The organism is Sporosarcina sp. YIM B06819, assembly GCF_033485175.1.
Taxonomy (GTDB): domain Bacteria; phylum Bacillota; class Bacilli; order Bacillales_A; family Planococcaceae; genus Sporosarcina.
Genome location: NZ_JAWLIQ010000015.1, coordinates 96,911 through 119,474, shown reverse-complemented (window position 1 = coordinate 119,474; position 22,564 = coordinate 96,911). Strand labels below are relative to the sequence as shown.

Here is a 22,564-nt window from a genome sequence, read left to right as displayed (position 1 = left end):
TTAGTCGCTACCATTATACCGAATTTGGGGAGGTGTCTCATTTTTATTTGATTGAAACCCTTGATACCAAAGGGATAGGAATTATGAAATTAACTCATTCAAGGTACATTTTTTATTATCATACTTTAATAAAGAGCGAAAGGAAGATGAAGTTTTGCGGAAAAGTTTATGTTTTATTTTAATTTCACTATTCAGCTTATTGCTTGTTGGTTGCGGACAAGTGCAAGGAATTAAAAATCCACTAAATTTGGAGGTTCGTGAATTCAACTTTACAAATCAAGAAGGAGAAAAATTTGGTTTGGATGATTTAAAAGGAAAAGTATGGATTGCCGACTTTGTCTTTACAAATTGTACAACGGTCTGTCTACCTATGATGGCAAATATGGCCGAACTTCAAGGGAAATTAAATGAAGAGGATTTAAGTGTAGAACTAGTTTCATTTAGTGTTGACCCAGTGATAGATACACCTGAAGTGTTAAAGGAATACGCGGGAAATTTTAATGCTGATTTATCTAACTGGAACTTGTTGACAGGCTACTCACAAAACACCATTAAAGATTTTGCCTTAAAAAGTTTCAAGGCGATCGCAATTAAACCTGAAACAGGAGATCAAGTTATACATGGTGTCTCTTTTTATCTAATAAATAAAGATGGTATGGTAATGAAAGATTATAGTGGTCTTGATGCGCCTTTTGATGAGATTATCAACGATATTAAACTGTTAAACTCAAAGGAGTAAGTAATATGCGAAAAACGAAAAGCAAATTGTTGATTGTCTTACCTTTTTTAATTATACTGTTTGTTTTTGTAGGCTTTTTCATTCCTAGGATAACCCTACCTTCCTCCGATACCAGGATTGTTCTAGAGCATACTTATAGAACGTACATTGCACCTTCCTTTTCGAAGTAGCAGATGCTACAAATTTCCTTGAAGAATCTACTTTACAAAAAACACAAGAATTAGATTATAAACCACATGATTCTTGTACTGAAGATGCATTAAAAGGTGAAAAGGATGGGTTGATTGTTAGCTTACTAAAAGAGATAGGGATTGTAGATAAGAAATGGGATAACTTGTAATATGGGTCACCAAACCTTAAAATGATACACAGCTCACTTCATTTGTTGTTTTACTCCAATTATGTTATGGTACTTAAACGCTTAATTTTAGTGAGTAATGATAAAAATGATACAACTTACAGCTACCCAAAACTATATTAGTTCTAATCTCAACCCCTCGACTGCTACCAGTCGAGGGGTTTTGTTGCTTAAGGGAAAATATCTTTTTTGAAGTAATAAACACAAAAATAAAGGCTTTTTAGTGTAAGTACAAAAGCGCTAAAGCGCCTCTGTCCACGTCCCAAGTGTAAACAATTCACTTGGGACTTTTCTTTGCCCTTCGTATGGTTCCACCACAAAAAGGACATTCTATCTCAACTTCTTCATTTTTCTTTAAATACACTTGAAAATCTTGTACGACAAAATCAGGAACATCGTCTTCTTTACGACAATCCGCACACTCAAATAAAACCGTCTCCATTTCTTCGTTCAAACCAAATGGATCATCGTCTTGTAACGATTTTAGAAATTCTTCGCTTAATTCATCCGGCTCTTTGCTTCCTGTCATTTGCTGATTCTCCTCTTATTTTGATAATCACCATTCCATCCATATAATGATACAAGAATCCGTTATCTGCATGCCAGATTTCTACTAAATCCATCTCACGATGGCAATGCGGGCACAGAAAAGGATCATGATTAAAAGCTTCAATCATGCGCTGGTGATACGTTTTCTTTTTTGTTTCTTCTCCAACAGTAATGATAATTGTCTTGTGCGCACCAATGCATAGAGGGTCAAAACTTGTTTGGCCTTTTTATGTTTCATTCTACCATACAACCCAAAACGCCCTACCATTCTAAAGTGTTTTTTGGGGGAGATATATTGTAAAATATTATATAGAAATCTACACGCAGACTGTTTCACATCTACCCTTTTTCCTGTTTTGTGATCCCCATACCAATACTTGACCATCTCACCGTCGTATTCTTCTATCCGATATTCAGCAATTGCAGGTCTGGCCAAATATCTACCGATGTATTTAGCAGCTCCTTTTGTATTTTTTTCCGCATTTACATAAAACCCTTTCGGGTAACGACTATAAATAGAAAACACCAGAGACACTAGTCCTGGCGTTTTCTCTATTATTTTGCTATATCTTCTTTTCTGCCTTGCTTCCCTCTTCTCCAAACTAGAAAGAGGAAGCTAAGGAATGTCGTATAGATTAAAATCGATGTGATTAAGTAAGGGACATTAAAGCCCGTATCTTCATCTGCAATGTAAATTTCGGCTACTTCACGCTCGAGTACAACACGGAACATGCCGTCTTTACTCTCCCGCACTAAGTCGTTATCAAGTACACCGCGTAATTTTTTATTGTCGCCAATGACTTCTTTCGGTATAGCGAAATTCGATGTCTGCGTCGTATTATTCAATGCAATAATCCATATTTCTTTATCAGACGAACGCTTAAATACCGAAAAACCGCCTTCATTATACAAGATCTCAAAATCACCACTACGGAACGTTTCTGACATATTGCGTAATTTATTTAGACTACCAATGTACTCAACCAATTCTTGGTCAATCTTGTAGTTCATAAGTTGATGATTTTCTGGAGCTGCCTTACCGTTTACCGCGATTTCAGTTCCATAAGGCACAATAAGTGTCCCTGGCATACTAAATAAAGCGGTCGCTGCTAGTTTCCACCTTGTTGGTGGGAACATTCTCGCCTCTACAATATCGTATGTGTAACGTGGTCCCGTTAAATCATCGAATTGCACAAGTCCATTGTCAGTATTCTCAGTAAACAGCGATAAAGCAGCAGCGTCTACATCAGGCGTTACAAATGATGTTCTCAAAGCATTCATCTTGTCCATATTTAGCGCACCATCAAATTTTGCATCGCTCACCTCATTGGTTAACACATAAGCTTCGGGATTTACCGCTTTAACAGCCTCAATCACTTCATTAATAAAAGCTGTGTCGAATTTCTCAATCTTTGTTAAACGGATCCCATCCAATTTATATGTTTCTACAAAATCAACAACTGCTTCTTTTAACGCTTGTTGCACGGCTACATCCGAATAATCCCAGTCGATTGTTCCATCAGTAGCAGGGATTGCCTTGAACTTCCCTTCTTGTGCCCATACATGATTGGCACTAACGCCAGCAAATGGGAAATCAGCAATAACGGAAATATCCCTTTCGTGGACATCCTTGATCATCTTACTGAATTCCTTGTCCGTTCCAAATTGTGGCTCAAATTTCGTATAATCAAGCACCTTACTGCCATCGTAGGTTTCTGTCGAAAACACCGGACCGAGTGAAATGACCGTAAAGCCCATTCCAGCAATATGCTCTAATCGTGTGCCAATCCCGGTGAAGTCCCCACCATTGAATGCACTTAAATCCTGTGTATTTACATTATAATCGTTAAGCCCATCACCATTGTTATAACGATCGACTAGTAAATCATATATACTTTCGTCTTCTATTGTCCGATCTGCCTTCGCAAAAACCCCCGCTGGATATAGGGTAGATACAAGAAGCAGTGAAGTCACAACGAGTCCAAACCATTTCTTCACTCTCACAAAAAAGCCTCCTCAAAATAAGTTGATACTTCTCACTTTAGCAAATGAAACACAGGACTCCCATAGTTTCAAATTGAATTTGAAAACCTACCCCTGAAATAGGTCTATATTGTGAATAAATCTGAGAAAAGCGCAAGCGCCTGCTTAGATGCCCGGAGTCTAGACGTGAAATCGCTATGTCAAAACTTATCCACAGTGCGAGATTTTTTAATTTTCAATTTCCTAAGCAACAAGAAAAAATATGCATATGAACGGTGTGTATAAAGTTGGCATAATTAACGCATAGACTCTGCATAATGTATAGCAGCGCTAAACAAGAGAGCCTATTCCAACTCTTGAAGGGGTTGAAATAGACTCTTTTTTGTATTATTTCCTAGTTAATTCTTTAAGTTCAGTTTCTGTAGATGCAATCCCTTCAACGCCATGGGTACTACATCAAATACTTTCTCTTTAAGCTAATAAAATTAGTTATCCGGAACACAATGACGCTTTAGTATTTCATTAAAAATAATAAAAGCATCTGTATGTAAGACATCTCAATGATAGAACTTTGAACTTTTCATTCATTGAGCAATAGATTTCACAGGTTTAGAATCAAAAGCTACAGCAACATTCGATACACGCCTAGCTCCCGCATACTTAGGCGCCCAATAAGAATCGGTCTTTAGATTTGCTTTCAAGACTCCGCGACTTTTCGCAGATATGAACTCATCATTTCCTAAATAAATTCCTGTATGAGAGATACCCTTTTTGTATGTGTTCTCAAAAAACACAAGATCTCCTGGTTCAAGCTCATCCTTACTCACTGTAGTTCCCACTTTGAACTGATCTACTGATGTTCTTGGAAGGCTTATGTCAGAGTTATTAAAAACATATCTAATATATCCCGAACAATCAAATCCGGATGGGGTTGTCCCACCGAATTTATAAGGAGCACCATAAAACTTTTCTGCATACGTTGCAATCTCATCCGGAGTTGCCGCACTAACTTTATTGGACGATATAAAAGATAGTGTACTCGTCAGAAACACAGCCATTAGTATTTGCATAAATCGTTTTTTCATTTTCCACCCCAACTATTTTATTTAATACTTTTTCTTTGTTCGTCATCTTTATTCATCACTTCCTGTATAACTTTAGCATAATAACTATGACTATCATTTTACAATTCCAATACATTTGCATGACAAAACTAAGGATTAATTATGGAGAATTAGTGCAATGTTTTAGCAATTCATCTTGCATCTTTGACTCTCAAAACAGAAAAAATCGCCTAGATTCATAATCTAAACGATTTTTTCTGTCAATCACTTTTCTTCCTCTATCTGCTTCCTCACTACCCCATCCATCGGGGCAACAACAAATGCCACAACAAGCCCACCAATAAGAACGATAAACGGTGCATAAAACATCAAAAAATGTGTCATCAACTTTTCCCCCTATGTGTGGTAATTTCCTTTTCCACGGACATAATCCTTATCAAACAAGAACAAGCGCATGAGTAAATACAGCGATGGTATGAGTAGCACAAGCCCCATGATGAACACAACAATCAACGAAATCGCCATCGCTGGATTCGTGAAGCTATCGTAAATCGTCAAGTATGGGTACAGCAAATACGGATAATGGGATGCGCCATAGCCATAGAAGGCAAATGCAAACTGCCCCATCAGCAATATAAATGCCAAACCATACTTCCGACGTTTCCACAACAACCAAACCGTTCCGACAAACATCAAGAACGACACTAAGAACATTGCCCAGAAGTTTTGGATATTGCTATAGTGCTCCGGATTGTGATTGCGCAATTCAACGATGATGCCGCCTGCTGTAATCATTGTCGGCAATGCCCAAATGAGCGCATATTTGCGCAGTAGTTTCGTCGCTTCGACATCACCGGCTTTATTGGCATACCAAGTTAAAAACACCGCGGATATATAGAGTGTCGCCACAATACTCAGCACGACAATCGCCCACGTTAACGGGCTCGTAAATAGCACCCAATAATCGAGCACTGGATTGCCATCCACCATTTCAACAAAGCCGCCTTCTGAAATCGTCAACACGATGGACAACGAAGCTGGAATAAGAAGCCCCGCAACGCCATACATAAACGAGTAGCCTTTGTGACCGCGTGCCCCGTACGTTTCAAAAGCATAATACGAGCCACGAATCGCCAGCAAAATCACACCAATACTAACAGGCACAAGCAAAGTCGTTCCGTAATAAAACGCCGTTTTCGGAAAGAATCCGATAATCCCAACAAAGAAGAACACAAGGAAGACGTTCGTCACTTCCCAAACAGGCGATAAATAACGCTGAATTATTTTTGTTAAAATACGTCTTTTCCCCGTCAGCAAGCTGTAAGCATTGAAGAAACCCGCTCCGAAGTCAATCGCACCGATTAAGATATAACCAAACAGAAAGGTCCATAAAACCGTAATTCCAAGTATTTCGAGCGTCATAGCATATCGCCGCCTTTCTGCGTATTGCGATCTTCAATTTCCCGTTCAACTGGATTATTTCGGAACATCCGTCGCAATACAACGACACTGCCAACGCCTAGCACGAGATAGAGCAATGCAAATAACACTAACATCGTATCGACCTGGCCACTCGTTGTAGCCGCGTCCTGCGTGCGCATGATGCCACGCAAAACCCATGGTTGCCTACCCACTTCCGCCATCCACCAACCCGCTTCAATCGCTACGATGGAAAGCGGTCCTCCAAACACAATTAGCCAGCGGAACCATTTCGTTTTCACCATCTTCCAACGGAGTCTTGTGCCTAACAAAAATATACCAGACAGCACCGTCATCCAAATACCAATGGTTACCATGATGTCGAACAAATAATGGATGTACAATGGAGGTATATCTTCTTCCGCAAATTGGTCGAGTCCAATGACCTCTGCGGTTGGATTATTATGAGCTAATATTGATAAGGCGAAAGGTATTTTGATCGCATATTTCACTTCTCCATCATCCAACACCCCATAAAGAATCAGCGGTGCTTTCCCTTCCGTTTCAAAATGCCACTCAGCCGCTGCTAGTTTCTCCGGCTGATATTCAGCTAAATATTTCCCTGAAAAATCGCCGATAATCGCCGCCGCAATCGCAAATATCAAACCAACCTTCATCGTCAAATAAAGAGCTTTCTTATGGTATTCATGATTTGAGCCCTTCAACAAGCGGAATGCCGCAATCGACGCCAACACAAACGCCGCTGTCATATAAGATGTCACTACAACATGCGCCACTTTCGTTGGCATCGCCGGGTTAAACATCGCTAGCAACGGGTTAATATTAATGAGCTCCCCATTCACGATATCAAACCCCTGCGGCGCGTTCATAAACGCATTGACAATCGTAATAAACACCGCTGAGAAAGAAGCCCCAACCGCCACTGGGATCAATAACAGTAAATGCTTTTTCTGGTTCTCAAACCGATCCCATGTATATAAATAAATTCCAAGAAAAATAGCTTCAAAAAAGAATGCAAATGTTTCCATGAACAAAGGGAGTGCAATCACATTCCCGGCAAGCTCCATGAAATTTGGCCATAACAAAGATAATTGCAAACCGATAGCGGTTCCTGTAACAACACCGACCGCTACCGTAATAACAAAGCCACGTGCCCAACGCCGAGCCAATAAAATATAATGCTCGTCATTCTTCTTAATACCAACCCATTGTGCAATCATAATCATCAATGGAACCCCAACGCCTATGGTTGCGTAAATGATATGAAAAGATAAAGTCGTTTCTGTTAATATACGTGAAAAAAAGACTGATTCTTCATTCCCCATTTAGTTTTCCTCCTTCAGCTTCCAAAAATCCGCCCCAGAATGGACAACGTCATAATGCCGGCAATAATAAACGCTAACCACATCAGTCGTTTTTCTTGGTTTTTATACATAGAGACACATCCTTTTTTATACACATTCACTCTAGAACTCGAGAAGATTCTCACTCAATATGAAAATATCACTGGATTTATTGTAAGTAGTTTAACCATATGTTAATCTCTACTTTCCTGTTTGATTTACCAGAGATGCATCTTCTCATGCGTATGAATGCAAGCCCGCTATAATCAAGTTAACCGCAATTAAGTTAAACATGATGATGACGAAACCAATGACTGCAAGCCATGCAGATTTCTCGCCTTCCCAACCACGAGAGAGCCGAAGGTGAAGATATGCTGCATAGAATAACCATGTAATAAGTGCCCATACTTCCTTTGGGTCCCATCCCCAAAATCTGGACCATGCTTCATGTGCCCAAATCATTGCGAAAATGAGCGCTCCAAGTGTAAAGACTGGGAATCCAATTACGACAGACCTATAACCAATTTCGTCCATAACTTGAGAATTAGCCTTTTTTGCAAATGGCTGGAACAGTGCAGCAATGGGACGGCGCAAAATAAGCCTTAGTAACAAGTAGAGGACAACTCCTGTTGCAACTGACCATACAAACGTCGTTAGCGTCTTCGCATTGATGATTGCAGGCATTTCGGCAAGTGGTGTCATCTTATCCGGTGTGAGCGACTCATACTCATTCATCCCAAATAGTGGTGGGTAATTATAAATAATTTGGGCACGTTGTTCATTTTTATTAATATAGGTGAATTTCGCCTCATATCCCATAATCGTAAATGTAGAAGAAGACAATACGAAACCAACAACAAGAATAAGTGTGAACATAACCGATTCTAACCAAAAACGCTGCTTCGATTTTTTCGTCAAGTCAATATTTTTCAATAGAAATACAAGACCTGCAACCGCACTGATCGCGAGGATAGCCTCTCCGATTGCCGCTGTAATGACGTGAATCGTCAGCCAATAGCTTTTCAGCGCCGGGATCAGTGGCGTAAGCTCTCTCGGGAACATACTCGCATATCCGATAATCACAACTGCAAGCGGTAACGCAAACAAACCAAGTGATGGCGTTCGGTAAAGGAAAAACAATAAGATGAACGCTCCTATAATCATCATTGCAAATGCAGTCATAAATTCAAACATATTACTTACTGGTACATGAGATGAAGCAATCCATCGAGTGATGAAATAACCCAAATGAGTAATAAATCCGAGTATCGTAATAACAATCGCAATCTTTCCCCATCGATTATTTTCATATGCCTCTTGTAATTTTGCACCCTTCACCGCTCCGCCAAAGAACAGCGTTGCAACAAGATATGCAACAAATGAGACGAACAATAAATTCGCACTCAAAGATGCTAATTGCATTATAATGTGTCTCCTTTCATCTCGCCTGTGCTAGTTTCAACGTCTAGCCTATCCTCGTATTGTGGCAAGTTCGCAAAATCTTTCACTTTATCAAGCTCCTTTTTTAAGCCGAACCAATTTTTATTTGTATGACCCGCGAGGAATAGGTCATTTCCTTCGCCTTTTTGAATCCATATCCTCCGATGGTTCCAATAAGATCCTTGTGCAACCCCAATCATGAAGATAATGCCACCTACAAGCAAGATATACAACGTTTTGTCCTTCCGCACGACAAGTCCGGTAATATCCCGTGTTTCAGCACTGACGAAATTCACTTTGTAGTCATTCACTTCCGTCTCCAACGTCTGCTGAATAGCGACAAAACTCATTTCTCCGTCCGGTTTGGCCGGGGTCACCATTTTAAAAATGAATGCTGGATTGTTCGGAATCGGTGATTTAGTAATCGGTTCTCCGTTTTCCACCCCATCATAATCTGGATAGTAATCTTTTAGTTCTACAATCGTACCTTCGTTCAGTTCATACAAACGCTCAGGATTGTTTAAATCAACCGTAAATTCGCCAAATGACTTATTCGTCGCCTTTTCAGTCAAATGGAATGTCATCGATTTTAATTCATCGAGACGATAGTCCATTTGGAAAACATTGAATCCATCAAAGTTTAGCGGCTTATTGACGATAATTGAATAGTCTTTCACAAATTCCATCTGCTCTGACTGACCTGGAAGACCGCCTTCCGCGTCTTTATATAGGGTCACATCTGATTGATAATTTTTAACGATCGTTCCAACACGGGCTATCGCCTGACCGAATGCCGCATCGTCTTCTTTCGAGTAAGTTTCAATATGGAATTCATTGTTTTTCAAATAATAGCCTGGGGCACCTGGGATGGCACGCGTCTCTCCCTCTCGAAGCCAAATCGATTCATCGACGTAAAAACCGGGAAGGCCCCGTAATAGAACGCCAAACAAGAAAATGATTAGTCCCGTATGATTAACGTAAGGACCCCATCTCGAAAAGCGACCTTTCTCCGCAAGTAGTGCCCCCTCTTCTGTCTTCACATTGTAACGGAGCTCTTTAAGCTTCTCTTCCGCTTTAGCAAGCGAACTATTTGAGTTAGTTACCTGTCCTTTAGCATAGATTCTTTGCTTCTTTAAAAATGACGTATGTCGTTTTATGCGTTGTTTTTTCAACGATTTATAAAGCGGAACGACCCGATCAATACTAGCAATGATAATGGATGTACCAAGCATTCCAATCAGTGTTATGAACCACCAGCTATTGTACATATCATAAAATCCAAGCTTGTAATAGAGGGTTCCTGCAAAACCATAATACTTCTCGTAATATGCCAAGATATCCGCCTCAGTAACTGCCGGAACAAATAGCTTTTGCGGAAAAATTGTTCCAATTACAGATGTCGCAAGGACCGCGACTATGATATTAATGCCTACCTTCACACTCGAAAAGAAATTCCATATCTTATCAACAATTGATCGCTTATATGTTTGTGATCGTCTGGCCGATCCTTCGTACCGCATATCGATAAGTTCGCTTTTCTTCGCCTCTTCCGTCTGAGGTCGTCCACATTGCTCACAAAGAACCGTGCCAAACGGGTTTTCATGACCACATTGGCAATTGATTTTACTCATTTATCATGTGCTCCTTAATAATTTTTATATTATCTATCCGATATACAAATTAGCCTAACTTCCCTACTGAACCAATAATCAACTAATATTATCTTTAGCCTATTAGTATTAAAACCCCATGAATCCTCCAAAATATGGACTGAGCCAAATAATAATGTACGTCAACCCATCAAAGAAAAGTAGAACTCCAAGTCCAATCATCAGATAGCCGCCGACTTTCGTAATTGTCCGGTTATATTTTTGAATCCATTTAACACGGGTAATGAAAATTGAAAGTAGGAAAAATGGAATTGCAAATCCAAGAACGTAAGCAAGCATATACCAAACGCCAGAACCCGGATTTTGGGAAGCAAGCATGAAAACGGCTCCTGTAATCGGCCCGGTACATGGTGTCCACCCCGCCGCGAAAGCTAGTCCGATAAGAAACGTACCTAAATAGCCTGCCGGACGATTTTTAAATTGCAGTTTTTTCTCTTTCATTAGAAATTCTGGGTTAAAAAGACCGATAATCATCAAACCAAAGATAAAGATGAAAATGGCACCAATCTGGCGAAGAAGATCTTGGTATTGAATAAAGAAAGTTCCCACGAAGGAAGAACTAAATCCAAGAAATATGAAAATGATTGAAAAACCAATCAGGAAAAAGATTGTATGTAATATTCCACTTTTCCTAAACCTCGCTTTGTCGGATTTCAATTCATCGAGTGACATTCCTGTTATATACGAAATGAAGGCAGGGTATAACGGCAATGTGCATGGAGAAACGAAATTGAGAAAACCGGCCCCAAATGCGAGCATTAAATTCAAATCTGTTAACATGCAAGTAAACTCCTTTCCTTTAGTTCCACTTGTATCCGATTCCCCACACAGTTAATAGGAAATCATTAAGCGGGAATCCAGCCGCTTTCAATTTTTCCCTTAAATTACGGATATGTGAGTCCACTGTTCGGATATCTGTGAATGTGTTATAGTCCCATGCTGTATGCAATAGCTGTTCCCGTGTAAATGTCCTTTTCGGATGAGTAATTAACGTCTTAATAATATAAAATTCTTTCAAAGTAAGTTGCACTTCTACGTTTTTGTAATGTAACGAATAGGAATCTCGATTCAATATGAAGTCGCCATATACGACATTGCTATTATCTACTTCATCATTTGTAGTGCGACGTAGCAATGCGTTCACTCTTGCCACAAGTTCCCTCTCATCAAAAGGTTTCGTGATATAATCATCCGCACCAAATTCAAGTCCTTTTACAAGGTCCGACTTATCCGACCTCGCAGTTAGCATAATCACCGGAACTGCCGATAGTTCGTGTATTTTCTTACACACCTCCCAACCATCCATATCAGGCATCATCACATCTAATAAAACAAGACTAACTTTTTCTTTCTCTACTATTTCCAGCCCTTTTTTTCCGTTATCCACTTTTATACATTTGAACCCATGAGGCTCCAAAAACAGCTCCAGCAAATCGAGCATTCTATGTTCATCGTCTATAAGCAAAATCGTTCGCATTTTTTTCAACTCCTGACTGATTTATATCCTTACGGTAAATAGGCTCCCTTTTCCCGACTCACTTTTAACTTCTATCGTTCCTCCATGCGCTTCAACCAATTCCTTTACAATTGCGAGTCCAAGACCAGATCCGCCTAAGGTTCTGGAACGGGACTTTTCAACTCTAAAAAGTTTCTCATAAATCATATCGATTTGCGCTGCTGGAATTCCAATTCCTTCATCCTCGACAGAAATGATCGTTCGTTTTTTTTCTTTGGAAATCTCCAACCTTACCGTTGTATTTCCCTCTGAATATTTCAACGCATTATCCAATAGATTCAGTACAATCTGCTCCAGTCGCAGTGGATCTGCATCTACTTGAAAATCCTCTTTACATATCAAATGAAGCTTCATATTTTTCACGTCAAAAGAAGGGATGACAAGTCGAGCAACATCTTTAATAAATTGTTGGGCTGAGAAATTCATCTTTGAAACAGTGAACGTCATTTCATCCATTTTCGCCAAATCCATCAAGTTTTTCACGAGATCTTTCATCCGATTGGATTCGTCCGCGATAATCATTAGATAATGATTTCTTTCCTCTTCGGTCAGTTCAGGTCTCATCGCCACTTTTAAATACCCTATTAAATAAGTTAGTGGAGTACTTAGTTCATGGGAGATGGAAGCAAGAAATTCATTTCTCTCCTTTTTCATCCTCTCCAGATCGGTTGCCAATTTCCGAATTGCAACCGACAATTCGCCAAGTTCATCATTGCCTCCAGCCGGAAGGCTTACATTGAATTTTCCTTCGCTTAATTTCTCTGTCGCTTCTTTCATACGAATCAATGGTCGAGTAAGAAATTTAGATAAAATTGTATAGATGACAAAAAGGATAATGGTAATGGTTCCCCCTGCCAAACCGAAGTGAAAGTTCAGTTTCTTCACCAACCGTTCAATTGGTTCACTACTTTGGAACATCAAAACATATCCCGATCTATTCTCGTCTAACTTGTATGGATGGGCGCTTACTATATAAGGCGCATCTTCCCAATCTGGAATAACAACTCGGTCATTTTGAATAGTGGAATTTTGCAGGAAAGACAGGGATGGCATCAGGTTTTCTAATTCTTCATCCGAACTACGAATGACCTCACCGTTCTTTCCAGTAATAATAACCCCACTATTCCCTTCTGCTTCCATCAGAACAATGTGAGTAATTGTCTCATCTGAATAATGATCTTTTAGAACATTTCTGTGATTCGAACCACTCATTAATAATCGGGAATATTCCTCATCCACCCTTGAATGAATGATATTTTGGTGTAAATACATCATCAATACTGTTTCCAGTACGAGGAAGGAAACAGTAAAGTAAGCAGCAAGTTTTTTGGAAATCTTATTCATCCTAGTACGTACTCCTCTCCACATGTAATTAGTATAGAAAAAAATTATGAAAAATATATGCAGACGAGGGTCAAATCATTGATTCCGCTTGAATTCATGACTTCTTTGTGTCTGCATACTTTCTTCATAAATCTTCGGTATAGTAATGGAAGTATACAATAATCATAACGAAGACATCCCAGGCGTACGCTTAGTGTCCTGAAGGATATCGAAAGGGGCATATAACAATGAGTAACAAAAAAAGAATTCGTTTTATTACACGCATAATTATATTGTCAATTCTGGCAGCAGCCATTGCATTTACAATATACACAAATTTGGCAAAAGAAAAAAATGAGGTTTTAAAGACTGGGGATTATGCTCCAGATTTTTCGCTAATTGATTTAGATGGGGAAAAACACCAGTTATCAGAATATAAAGGACAAGGAGTCTTTTTAAACTTTTGGGGAACTTGGTGTGCTCCATGTAAAAAGGAAATGCCTGCAATGGGGCGTCAATATGAGGTATATAAAGATCAAGGGGTTCAAATATTAGCTGTCAATATTGCTGAATCTGATTTGAAAGTCCGGGCATTTGCAGAACAATATGGAATGACATTCCCCACCTTAATCGATACTACGAAAAGTGTGATGCAAGCATATAACGTTAAACCGTTGCCAACCACTCTTCTTATTAACCCGGAGGGCAAGATTGTAAAAATTATTACAGGGGAAATGTCAGAAAACGATATTAAAGGTTATATGGAGCAGATTAAACCTAGATGATTACAAATATCAGTTCATTTGCCCATTATTGACAAAACATCTAAAAGACAAAAAGAAAGAGTTAAAACTATTGTGGTTTTTATCTCTTTCTTTTTGTATGTTATAAAATTTTTTTAAAGATGTATTATATACTTTTAAGTATTTATTTGCCTAAAATAAAATTAAGTATATCCTTGCCAGAACGGCAAAAATATACTTAAAGTCACACGCCATATGAAATCCTATGAATTTCTAATATGGAAGCGGCGGGAGTCGAACCCCCTCTTCCTAAGAATACTATAATACCAATGTTTATAGGGCTTTTTCGCCTACCTTAAGAATATTTGACTACAGTCTTGACTACGGTTTAAAAAAACATCTTACGGAGACAAGATGTTTTTAAAAAAGTATTCATGTTTTTCACGGAAAAATAAAGGACCCTGTTATGAACTCCACTCCAATTGTTAGACACCATTTAACAATTTGGGTACAGTTCATTTACGGACTTTTTTCGGTATTTATCTTCAGCTAACGCACCAGTTATTGTAAGTAGACTCCTACACAATCTCTTCTACGCAATAAGAGGACACGTTCAAATATGTTCTTTATCTTTTTTTATAATGCATAAAGTCTTTACCTATATCTAATTGACCAGGTAAAGTGGTGTGTCCTACTCTTAATCCGCTTTTAAAATTTAAATCTAGGAATATTTGAAACTTGCCTACTGTTACTAAGTTTAAAATATTATTTAAACTATTTGAAAGTGAGGGAGTAGAAGCTACCTTAGCTAATATATTTTTTTGTGCGAAATAGAACCAATCAATTACATGTTCTTCTGTTCCACTTTGTATTGCTTCAATTCTTTTTTTGGTTGCGTTATATAGAAGCTCTAACTCTTCTAAAGTTAATAATTTCTCCAATGGACCTGGTTTGATTGTCATTTATATACCTCCTATATTTTCATCTTACTAAAGTTAATTTTACCACTTATAAAATTCAAGTGAAAGAAGTAAGAAAATATGGAGCGGTTCCAGTGTGAGCTGTACTTTTGCCTTTTTCGGACTAAACCTATTTCACCGGCTAACCAACTATTGATGTTGGTGGAAGAAAACCCCGTTGGCATTTATGTTATATCCGTATTTGGGTAAATACGTTCGGAAGATATAAATAAATTGTACTTCAAGGTCTTTTAATTGGTCATATGTCATTTCATGTTCGGTAAAAGTGACTAAAGGTGTATATGTAAATAATAAACCATTATTAAAGTCATCCTGTAATCGCTGATTCCGATGGTTTCCACGTTTCAAATCATATTGATGTGATTCCATGCGTTTATTAATATCATCCGTTAATCCTATGTAAAACTTTCGGCGGTAACTTCTTTTTTGATGGATAATAATCGCATATATTCCCCGATTCCCATCTCTTTTATTGGGTACTAATGAATAAGAAAAGGCGTTAAACCCATATTCATCCGTATAAGTTTCTAAGGCACGCGCCAGTTGATTTCTTTTTTCACGTATAAACCCCTTCGAAGTACTCTTTGGAAATTCCAACAAGGAATCATATCCAATCTCGTGTGATTGCAGATAGGCTTGATTCAACTCATTGCTTCTATGCTGCTGATTTTCAACTTCCCAAAAGTTTCTCCTTACCACGTCTATCATGTTTTCAGAAGAATATCCAAAAAAGAATCGCATGGTGTTGTAATCAATTATAGAGAACACACCGGGTCCATTTTTCACAATCATCTATATCACTCCTTTCATCCAATCATTTATACGAATGACTATATAGATTCACACTACAAATCGTCAAAATGAATTCCCTACTTAAGACGTGAAAGCCGTTGTCCCATCTACATTTCCAAACACATAAACTTTTCATTCTAACTGTCTTTAATCAACCCAGAATATATCACCACCGAAGAACTGTTTATTGAATTAAATACTGCAAACAATCAATTCGTACATGTATATCAACAAATATCATTCAATTCTTAAGATTAATCTCCTAAAAATCATCCTTATCCTGTATTTGGACCAAATTACCGCAAAAACATCCCTTTTTAAACATTCCTCACTTTTCCCAACATTTTCTCCTTATCTCCCTTACAATATTAAAAATTTGGAGGGATATGGTGATGACTCAGAAAAGACGGTCCGAGAAATACTGTATCAAGAACATTAAAGGAAAAAACTATCTTTACTCGTGGTCATATAGACCACAGTACTTACGAACAAAACGGAAAAATCAACGATTCCGTTGGGTATACATTGGAAATTACAATAGTAAAACGGTGCAGCAGATGTTGAAGAGATTACCACTTGAAATGCAGGAATCATTGAGGCTGTCATACGAAGATAAAGTTAGGAAGTTTGAATTAAAACAAGATATGATGAAGTCATTGGAGCTTCAAGAACCCTATAAATCCGAAATAGAACGTATTTCAAAAATCAATAACCGTGATAATTATTTAAAAGAAATAAGTCAGTATGAACGATATCTTCGTGAAGTCATCACACAACAGCTTTTCGAACAGCAAAGCACATTAAAAACAACGAAAATCCAGGGATAATCGTACCCTGGATTTCTTATTTTATAAACCAATATTGGGCGTTTTCAATTGAGTTCCTCCCATTATATACTCTGTTTTTCATCCGCAAATTTATTATCTAGAAAATGAACGATAACCTGTGTGTAGATATCGATGTATGTTAGTCGATTCACGACCTTTAACTCCTGAATTTCAAGGAACTGGTCCAGGTCGAATTCAAAGTTTGCCTCTTCCAATTCTTCGAAGTTTATGGGTTCACCGTATAATGTTTTGATTTTATAGAATTGCTGCCGTGAAGAGCGCTTTAAAAACTGCCGCAGCATCTCCGAAAATGCCTCTTTTCTAAATTGATTTTCCTGTACACAATACATTAAAAAGGCGGTGAGAACCTGCTTTGGTACTTTTGTATTCACTTTTTTCTTCGGTGTTTTTGACGTCTTTGTTTTTCTCAGGTCATCCATATTTGGGATGAAACTAGGTTTCTGTTTGTCCAAGACGGGAGTATTGGTTGACCTCGTGGTATGACCCACATACATATTAAACTCTTTCACTTCGTCCACCTCCGTTTTGCAATCGGGAGTTGAAGCCGTGTTAAGATTTCGTCCGTCAGCAATCGATGCTGTGCTAATGCCTCGCTATCCCTTACATTATAAAGTCCTCGATTATTCTTTTCAGGATACCCCGTTGCAGCATACTCTGAAATTCTACTTTTTCTTTTGGTAATAGTTTTGAAAACCAATTCACCAAAATACTGTTGAACCAGTGTAACCGCATGTCGGCTCAATTTTGTTCGGTCCCTCATCCCTAATGAGATGCCTAAAATTTCACTTTGAACATCGTGACGTGTTTGAAGCTCAATGATGTCATCTATATATTTCTGTATCATTTCGATGGATAGTACTTCGGATTGAGTGTTAACGATGTGATGCGTTGCGGTTGTCATAACTGCGATGTTCATCGCCGATTTTGTCGGTGACATGTCCATGATTACGAAATCATATAGCCCTTTTTTATAGATAGGATATAGTAATGACTTAAAATACAAATGCCGCTTGTCCACCGAAATATCCTTTCCCTCCAAAGTACTTTCAAATAAATTTATGAATTCGTTTCCTGCCACGTAATCGATATTTTCTTTTAAATTCAATATATTGGCTTCCAAGTCATCCATTTTGACCGCTTCAAAGATATTTTTTTGTTGAAACAGGGCGTCTTCCGTACTTTTCTTCGAAAGATAACGTGTTCCGGACATCTGTGGGTCAAAATCAATAAACAGAACTCGGTAACCACGTTCTGCGAGCTGGTTTGTCAATATTACATTTTGCGTCGTCTTGCCGATTCCGCCCTTATATAAAGCATTTAATATTACAATCATTTTTCTCTCTCCCATACTAATAATCTTGCTAGCTACTTTGTAAGTTTGTCAGCATATATTATTTGCAGGACTTTTATCAGAACCCTTTTTTATAATTTGAAACGAGTGTTATCACTTCCTCAGAACGTATGTTCCTGTTAAAGTGAATATAATAAAGATAATGCGAGGAGGAACATAATGGTAACCATCACAAAACAAGTCGAGTTTTTTTACCGAAAGGGGCATTCATTTCCCGGCGAACACTTATCATTCTCGGGTGAATTTTTCGTCAAAGTAAACGGTGAATATGTGAGTTACGAAGGTTTTCTGATTCCAATAAAAATTGAATTTATGGCGAAGCACTGTGAGTTTAAACACTTTACAATTAGAATGAAGGACATCTGGGGATTTGATATTTTGGACTTAAAAACACAACTAAACCTCCAAATTACAAAGGACCTTTTGAACAATTTAGAGGTCGATACAGTTTTTCAAATGATTAAAGAGGATATTTTCGATGATGTTGAGGAGTCAGTTAATAAAAGCCCAAACCTGTGCGATATGAGATACTTCTTCCTTCCTATCTAATTTCTCGGGTTATTAGCCTTGAATTTTATTTTGTTAAAAATGGAGGCTGAAGATGAAAAAGAAACCAGTGATACAACAATTAGGAGAAGTTGATTCTACTCCGGTTATTTCAACTAAAATAACCACAAAAAGAATCGGGAATTTCGATGTCCATTTTTCTTCATTTCAACGTGAGAAGCCCATTAAACCCGGAAGATGATTCTGAAAATGATAACCAAAATTCTTGGTATAACAGGCACCGTCCAGAGGTAAAAACAATCAAAAAGCACATCAAATAGAGCTATAAACCACAATGGTTTTAGCTCCTTCTTTTTGCAGATAAACAATATTTCGAAATCAAAACGGAATGAGAAAGAGCCAAACTAAATTAGTGTTAATACTTGGGGATTACAATTTTTTTCACACTTTTTGCTAGTTCGTGATATAACGTTAAAAAGCAAAAGGATGATTAAAGTGGAAAATACAATTCAACGCGGCGAGATTTATTTGATTGATTTTGGAAAGGAATGGCAAGGAAGTATCCAATCCGGGTTACGTCCAGGTGTCGTTATTCAAAACAATGTAGGGAATCAGTTTTCCTCAACAACAATTGTTGTTCCTTTATCGACAAGGACACGTTCAAATCTGCCTATACATGTTTTATTAACCCAAACAGATTTAGAATCTGGCTTTCTTCTTAATGATTCTATACTACAATGTGAACAGATACGGGTCATCAATACATATTCGGTAGTAAGAATGATTGGTCTTGTAAAAGCGGAAAAAATGAACGATATCGAAGAAGCCCTTATGATATCCCTAGGTATGTCAGTAAAATCAAAAATAAAGGTCCTTTTGTAGGGACCTTTTTCTCATGAAAGCTTCTTCTTGGCATCTTCGTATAAATCATCCACGCTGCCGCCGCTTTCTAAAATTACATAAAATGACTCGGACGTAAAGCGTTGGAACATCACTTCTACAAATTCGATTGCCTCTTTTTTTATATCTTCCTGCAATTCCTCTGACATCTCCCTGCCGAGTAACGGATTACTCTTTCTTATTTCTTCGATTTCGTTCCGCCTTTTTTCAGAACTGGGTAAACTAGAAATTTCACTTCTGCGAATATTAAATTGACCAAGTTTTCCTCGTTCCATCATTTCTTCCTTTACTGTCTCCTCATTAATCGAGTGGGAACGAATGTCCCCCCCTTTACCAGACAATGGACCGACATAAATCCATTTAATCGATATACGTGGTACTTCTATTGTTCTTTCATTTGCTTTTGTATCGGTCATTGTAGATTCCCCCAGAAAGTTAGATTTAAGCATATCTATTGTTTGTAAGGAAGAAATGGATATCCTTTTTTATTTCAAGCTTTTATATTGGCAGGATTGTAGTTCGGAAGGATTTTTATTAAAGTAGTGGTTTTACGGGGCGTAGAGAATGCTTTCTATAGAGGTAGTTGTATTTTATCGTTTTCATAACTGTTGCTCATGTTTCATTTAACAACTATAGCTCAAAAGATTCTAGTTCATGTAATAGAGAAAGAACTTACTATAATGAGGTCCATGATGGAGGTGAAGCACATATCTACCCCTTACGAAAAGGATAGATAACGGGCGTTCTTGATATCGGCTCGCTTGTTAATGTTGTGCTGCCGTAGTGAAACACCACTAGCAGTTCCTCCAGGTCCAGCTTTACAGAACATCTTACTATTGATACACAACACTCCACCTCGCTAATGCGACTGGGACGGGATTAAAATCTGGAAATAGAAAAACACCCATCTAACGGGTTACGCAACGCGGGTAGGGCGAAGCCGGAGCAGACGGGATGCTCATCGGAAATGGTTAACGTCTTATTACAACAACAGGTCCGCCTATCGGACAAATGGAGGAGCGCTTCGCTACAATTCAAGTTTTATCGTTCTTAATAATCATACTTTCCTAATCTTTCTTTGATATCCTTTTTCCATATAAAGTATTGAATAACAGTTTGCACAATATTGCCTCTCAAAGAGCATTTTAGATATGAAGGAGAAATGGCAGACTTGCTTTAATGATTTTCGTGCCCTATCAAAAGCTAGTTTCTAGATGTAACGAAAATAGACGCTAGGTTATATCGTTAGAATTAACTTAAAGCAAGGCTTTATATTTCATCCTATACATTGTATAGAATGTGTAATGCCAATATATATATCATGTATATACAAGGAATATCATGTTCAAAAAAATTTAATTATCTTGGAAACTTACTATCCAGTTAGTTGAAATAGAAACAACACCTTACCAATCAATTATGTATGTGTTCCGTATAAATGTGATAATATATACACATGTACTGAAAAGACCAAGTGCGTGGGAGCGTTCGGTCGATGCAACGTACATACCGCTGAAAGAGTGGTTGACCTGTTGTAAACATAGGCGCAAAAAAGGTAACCATCCTGCTTACTTGTCAGTTAGCGGAGGAGGGTTACCTTTTTTCTATTGGTGTAAAGAGCAATCCTCGCTGCCACAGCAGTAGCCGCTGTAGCATTGGACGATGAAGTGTAGTTTAATCGTTTTTCCGTACCATAAATAAACTTTCCCCATCCGGATTTTTTTCTTAACCCGTGCCAACAGCCAATGCTACGCTCGCAAAAAAAAAGTAATCCCCCTTCGCTACCGACTAAGTTTACAGGGTGATTACTCTTTGAGTTAAACATTCTTCTAACCGGTCAAGAGCACAACATTCGATATGAATGTTGTGCTGACTGGGTGTTCCCACACTAAGTCTTACTTACTCTACCACATTTCATTTAAAAAGAAGTCTCCACTAGGTCATTCTGACAAATCTTCACACATTCATTTATTCATTTCTTACTCCAGACATACCCGTAGATAATCTCCATATATTTCCCCAATTACATGTCCTTCAATTCCCTGTTCCACTTCAAATTTCCCCTTGTGAAATGAAAATAAATACATTAGATTAGACATCATCTTTATTATGTATATACATTGTCGGACTTTGTATAAGGAGACATAATCATTTGCATCTACTGCTCCCTCCAACTTGATGATACAATTTCCACAACCAATATGGCTATTCTTGAGCAAGAAGACTGTTAACGAATAGCCCAGAAAAGCCTTTACGACCGCGCTGGTTTTCCCCCTTCTTACAACTCCCTGTCCTTCTTGCTTTCCTCTTTTCTTACTTCCCAGAAAGTAAGCCACCAGTTATCTTATCAAATAAAAACTCTTTTTTGCGGAAAATCCAAGAAAAGTTTTCTTCATAGAAATTTATTTTCCTTTTGGAAAAATAAATCGAAGTTTTGATAACAAACGATTTTTGATTTGTTACAGTATGGGCATATCAAACAAGGAGGACACATCCATGACACTTAACGTGAAAGAGCTATTATGTAGCCTGTCCAAAGTACTGCCCCGGATGACAGACGGGCAAATAGATTTTGTAAAAGAAGGGCTCTCAATAGAGAAGAACAGAAGAAATGCGCTAAAGCGACAAGAATTATATGCATTTAGGGAGAGGAAATCCATTTACCGTGCTGATTGCCATAATGCAAACGGGCATCATGATAAATCAGTACACTGGGCTAAGCTCTTAAAAGGTATCAATATAAACGAAGAATATGATGATAGTGTCATCGGGATATTTCTTGATATCCATGAGGAACACCAAATCATCGAGAGGAGTTTTGTTGTGGAACGATGCGGAGACGAACTAAAGGCGTATCAAATTTTATTGGATAAAAAGTATTTACTTATAGAAGGCACTACATCCGATTACAATACCTTTTTAAACGCTGTTGACAAGCGTTTTCACACAGCTTTTAATGGATAATTCCAGTATGCAAACATCTACAAAACAAAGAGGAGAAAACAACAATGGAAATCA

24 protein-coding genes are annotated in these 22,564 nt (G+C 38.1%); 7 read left to right on the top strand and 17 right to left on the bottom strand.

Translation table 11 applies throughout. From position 1 onward, the window contains the following. Window positions 1-154: 154 nt before the first annotated feature. Window positions 155-739 carry an SCO family protein gene (locus R2B72_RS11935; RefSeq protein ID WP_318616797.1) on the top strand — a complete coding sequence of 195 codons (585 nt, stop codon included), beginning with the start codon at window positions 155-157 and terminating at the stop codon, window positions 737-739. A gap of 635 nt (window positions 740-1,374) precedes the next feature. Here R2B72_RS11935 and R2B72_RS11930 read toward each other — a convergent pair. The 12 genes from R2B72_RS11930 to R2B72_RS11880 all read right to left on the bottom strand — a co-directional run bounded on the left by R2B72_RS11930 (window position 1,375) and on the right by R2B72_RS11880 (window position 13,446). Beyond that, window positions 1,375-1,626 (bottom strand): hypothetical protein, encoded by a 252-nt coding sequence (locus R2B72_RS11930; RefSeq protein ID WP_318616796.1) that lies wholly within the window; start codon window positions 1,624-1,626, stop codon window positions 1,375-1,377. A 144-nt stretch (window positions 1,627-1,770) separates the two neighbouring features. Further along, window positions 1,771-2,172, bottom strand: a complete 402-nt coding sequence (locus R2B72_RS11925) for a transposase (RefSeq protein WP_318616795.1) — start codon at window positions 2,170-2,172, stop codon at window positions 1,771-1,773. Window positions 2,173-2,201: 29 nt separating this feature from the next. Beyond that, the gene (locus R2B72_RS11920) at window positions 2,202-3,650 is read right to left on the bottom strand and encodes an alpha-amylase family glycosyl hydrolase (RefSeq protein ID WP_318616794.1); all 1,449 of its coding nucleotides are present in this window, start codon (window positions 3,648-3,650) and stop codon (window positions 2,202-2,204) included. 563 nt (window positions 3,651-4,213) lie between these two features. Beyond that, entirely contained in the window at window positions 4,214-4,714 is a 501-nt protein-coding gene (locus tag R2B72_RS11915) for a C40 family peptidase (RefSeq protein ID WP_318616793.1), read from the bottom strand. A gap of 243 nt (window positions 4,715-4,957) precedes the next feature. Continuing rightward, a complete protein-coding gene (gene cydS / locus R2B72_RS18650; protein WP_412177830.1) occupies window positions 4,958-5,077 on the bottom strand; it encodes a cytochrome bd oxidase small subunit CydS in 120 nt (39 codons plus the stop codon). A gap of 12 nt (window positions 5,078-5,089) precedes the next feature. Continuing rightward, window positions 5,090-6,115: a cytochrome d ubiquinol oxidase subunit II gene (locus R2B72_RS11910; protein ID WP_318616792.1), complete on the bottom strand. Its 1,026-nt coding sequence runs from the start codon at window positions 6,113-6,115 to the stop codon at window positions 5,090-5,092. After that, complete coding sequence (locus tag R2B72_RS11905) at window positions 6,112-7,458, bottom strand: cytochrome ubiquinol oxidase subunit I (RefSeq protein WP_318616791.1); 1,347 nt, start codon at window positions 7,456-7,458, stop codon at window positions 6,112-6,114. Before R2B72_RS11905 ends, R2B72_RS11910 begins: the two co-directional genes overlap by 4 nt. A gap of 255 nt (window positions 7,459-7,713) precedes the next feature. Next, entirely contained in the window at window positions 7,714-8,898 is a 1,185-nt protein-coding gene (gene ccsB / locus R2B72_RS11900; protein WP_318616790.1) for a c-type cytochrome biogenesis protein CcsB, read from the bottom strand. Beyond that, complete coding sequence (locus tag R2B72_RS11895) at window positions 8,898-10,547, bottom strand: cytochrome c biogenesis protein ResB (protein ID WP_318616789.1); 1,650 nt, start codon at window positions 10,545-10,547, stop codon at window positions 8,898-8,900. Before R2B72_RS11895 ends, ccsB begins: the two co-directional genes overlap by 1 nt. A 108-nt stretch (window positions 10,548-10,655) precedes the next feature. Next, window positions 10,656-11,366: a cytochrome c biogenesis CcdA family protein gene (locus R2B72_RS11890; RefSeq protein ID WP_318616788.1), complete on the bottom strand. Its 711-nt coding sequence runs from the start codon at window positions 11,364-11,366 to the stop codon at window positions 10,656-10,658. A gap of 19 nt (window positions 11,367-11,385) precedes the next feature. Beyond that, complete coding sequence (locus R2B72_RS11885) at window positions 11,386-12,063, bottom strand: response regulator transcription factor (RefSeq protein ID WP_318616787.1); 678 nt, start codon at window positions 12,061-12,063, stop codon at window positions 11,386-11,388. Between the two features lie 21 nt (window positions 12,064-12,084). Then, window positions 12,085-13,446 (bottom strand): HAMP domain-containing sensor histidine kinase, encoded by a 1,362-nt coding sequence (locus R2B72_RS11880; RefSeq protein ID WP_318616786.1) that lies wholly within the window; start codon window positions 13,444-13,446, stop codon window positions 12,085-12,087. Between the two features lie 227 nt (window positions 13,447-13,673). Here R2B72_RS11880 and resA point away from each other — a divergent pair, with 227 nt between their 5' ends. After that, window positions 13,674-14,210, top strand: coding sequence for a thiol-disulfide oxidoreductase ResA (resA, locus tag R2B72_RS11875; RefSeq protein WP_318616785.1), 537 nt, complete (start codon window positions 13,674-13,676; stop codon window positions 14,208-14,210). A 584-nt stretch (window positions 14,211-14,794) separates the two neighbouring features. On the opposite strand, the gene R2B72_RS11870 is transcribed toward resA, so the two are convergent. Both R2B72_RS11870 and R2B72_RS11865 read right to left on the bottom strand, forming a co-directional pair. Further along, window positions 14,795-15,130: a hypothetical protein gene (locus tag R2B72_RS11870; protein ID WP_318616784.1), complete on the bottom strand. Its 336-nt coding sequence runs from the start codon at window positions 15,128-15,130 to the stop codon at window positions 14,795-14,797. 147 nt (window positions 15,131-15,277) lie between these two features. Continuing rightward, window positions 15,278-15,940, bottom strand: a complete 663-nt coding sequence (locus R2B72_RS11865; protein WP_318616782.1) for a hypothetical protein — start codon at window positions 15,938-15,940, stop codon at window positions 15,278-15,280. 392 nt (window positions 15,941-16,332) lie between these two features. On the opposite strand from R2B72_RS11865, the gene R2B72_RS11860 reads away from it, so the two are divergent. Then, window positions 16,333-16,767 (top strand): hypothetical protein, encoded by a 435-nt coding sequence (locus R2B72_RS11860; RefSeq protein ID WP_318616781.1) that lies wholly within the window; start codon window positions 16,333-16,335, stop codon window positions 16,765-16,767. 62 nt (window positions 16,768-16,829) lie between these two features. On the opposite strand, the gene R2B72_RS11855 is transcribed toward R2B72_RS11860, so the two are convergent. Together R2B72_RS11855 and R2B72_RS11850 are read right to left on the bottom strand one after the other, a co-directional pair. Beyond that, window positions 16,830-17,297: a hypothetical protein gene (locus R2B72_RS11855; RefSeq protein ID WP_318616780.1), complete on the bottom strand. Its 468-nt coding sequence runs from the start codon at window positions 17,295-17,297 to the stop codon at window positions 16,830-16,832. Next, window positions 17,294-18,121: a ParA family protein gene (locus tag R2B72_RS11850; RefSeq protein WP_318616779.1), complete on the bottom strand. Its 828-nt coding sequence runs from the start codon at window positions 18,119-18,121 to the stop codon at window positions 17,294-17,296. Before R2B72_RS11850 ends, R2B72_RS11855 begins: the two co-directional genes overlap by 4 nt. A gap of 177 nt (window positions 18,122-18,298) precedes the next feature. Between R2B72_RS11850 and R2B72_RS11845 the strand changes: the two genes are divergently transcribed. The 3 genes from R2B72_RS11845 (at window position 18,299) to R2B72_RS11835 (ending at window position 19,528) form a co-directional block, all read left to right on the top strand. After that, window positions 18,299-18,688 carry a hypothetical protein gene (locus R2B72_RS11845; protein ID WP_318616778.1) on the top strand — a complete coding sequence of 130 codons (390 nt, stop codon included), beginning with the start codon at window positions 18,299-18,301 and terminating at the stop codon, window positions 18,686-18,688. A 52-nt stretch (window positions 18,689-18,740) separates the two neighbouring features. Further along, complete coding sequence (locus R2B72_RS11840) at window positions 18,741-18,887, top strand: hypothetical protein (protein ID WP_318616777.1); 147 nt, start codon at window positions 18,741-18,743, stop codon at window positions 18,885-18,887. Between the two features lie 254 nt (window positions 18,888-19,141). Next, entirely contained in the window at window positions 19,142-19,528 is a 387-nt protein-coding gene (locus tag R2B72_RS11835) for a type II toxin-antitoxin system PemK/MazF family toxin (RefSeq protein WP_318616776.1), read from the top strand. 11 nt (window positions 19,529-19,539) lie between these two features. On the opposite strand, the gene R2B72_RS11830 is transcribed toward R2B72_RS11835, so the two are convergent. Next, window positions 19,540-19,962, bottom strand: coding sequence for a hypothetical protein (locus R2B72_RS11830; RefSeq protein ID WP_318616775.1), 423 nt, complete (start codon window positions 19,960-19,962; stop codon window positions 19,540-19,542). 2,080 nt (window positions 19,963-22,042) lie between these two features. On the opposite strand from R2B72_RS11830, the gene R2B72_RS11825 reads away from it, so the two are divergent. Beyond that, entirely contained in the window at window positions 22,043-22,510 is a 468-nt protein-coding gene (locus tag R2B72_RS11825; protein WP_318616774.1) for a hypothetical protein, read from the top strand. Window positions 22,511-22,564 lie beyond the last annotated feature (54 nt).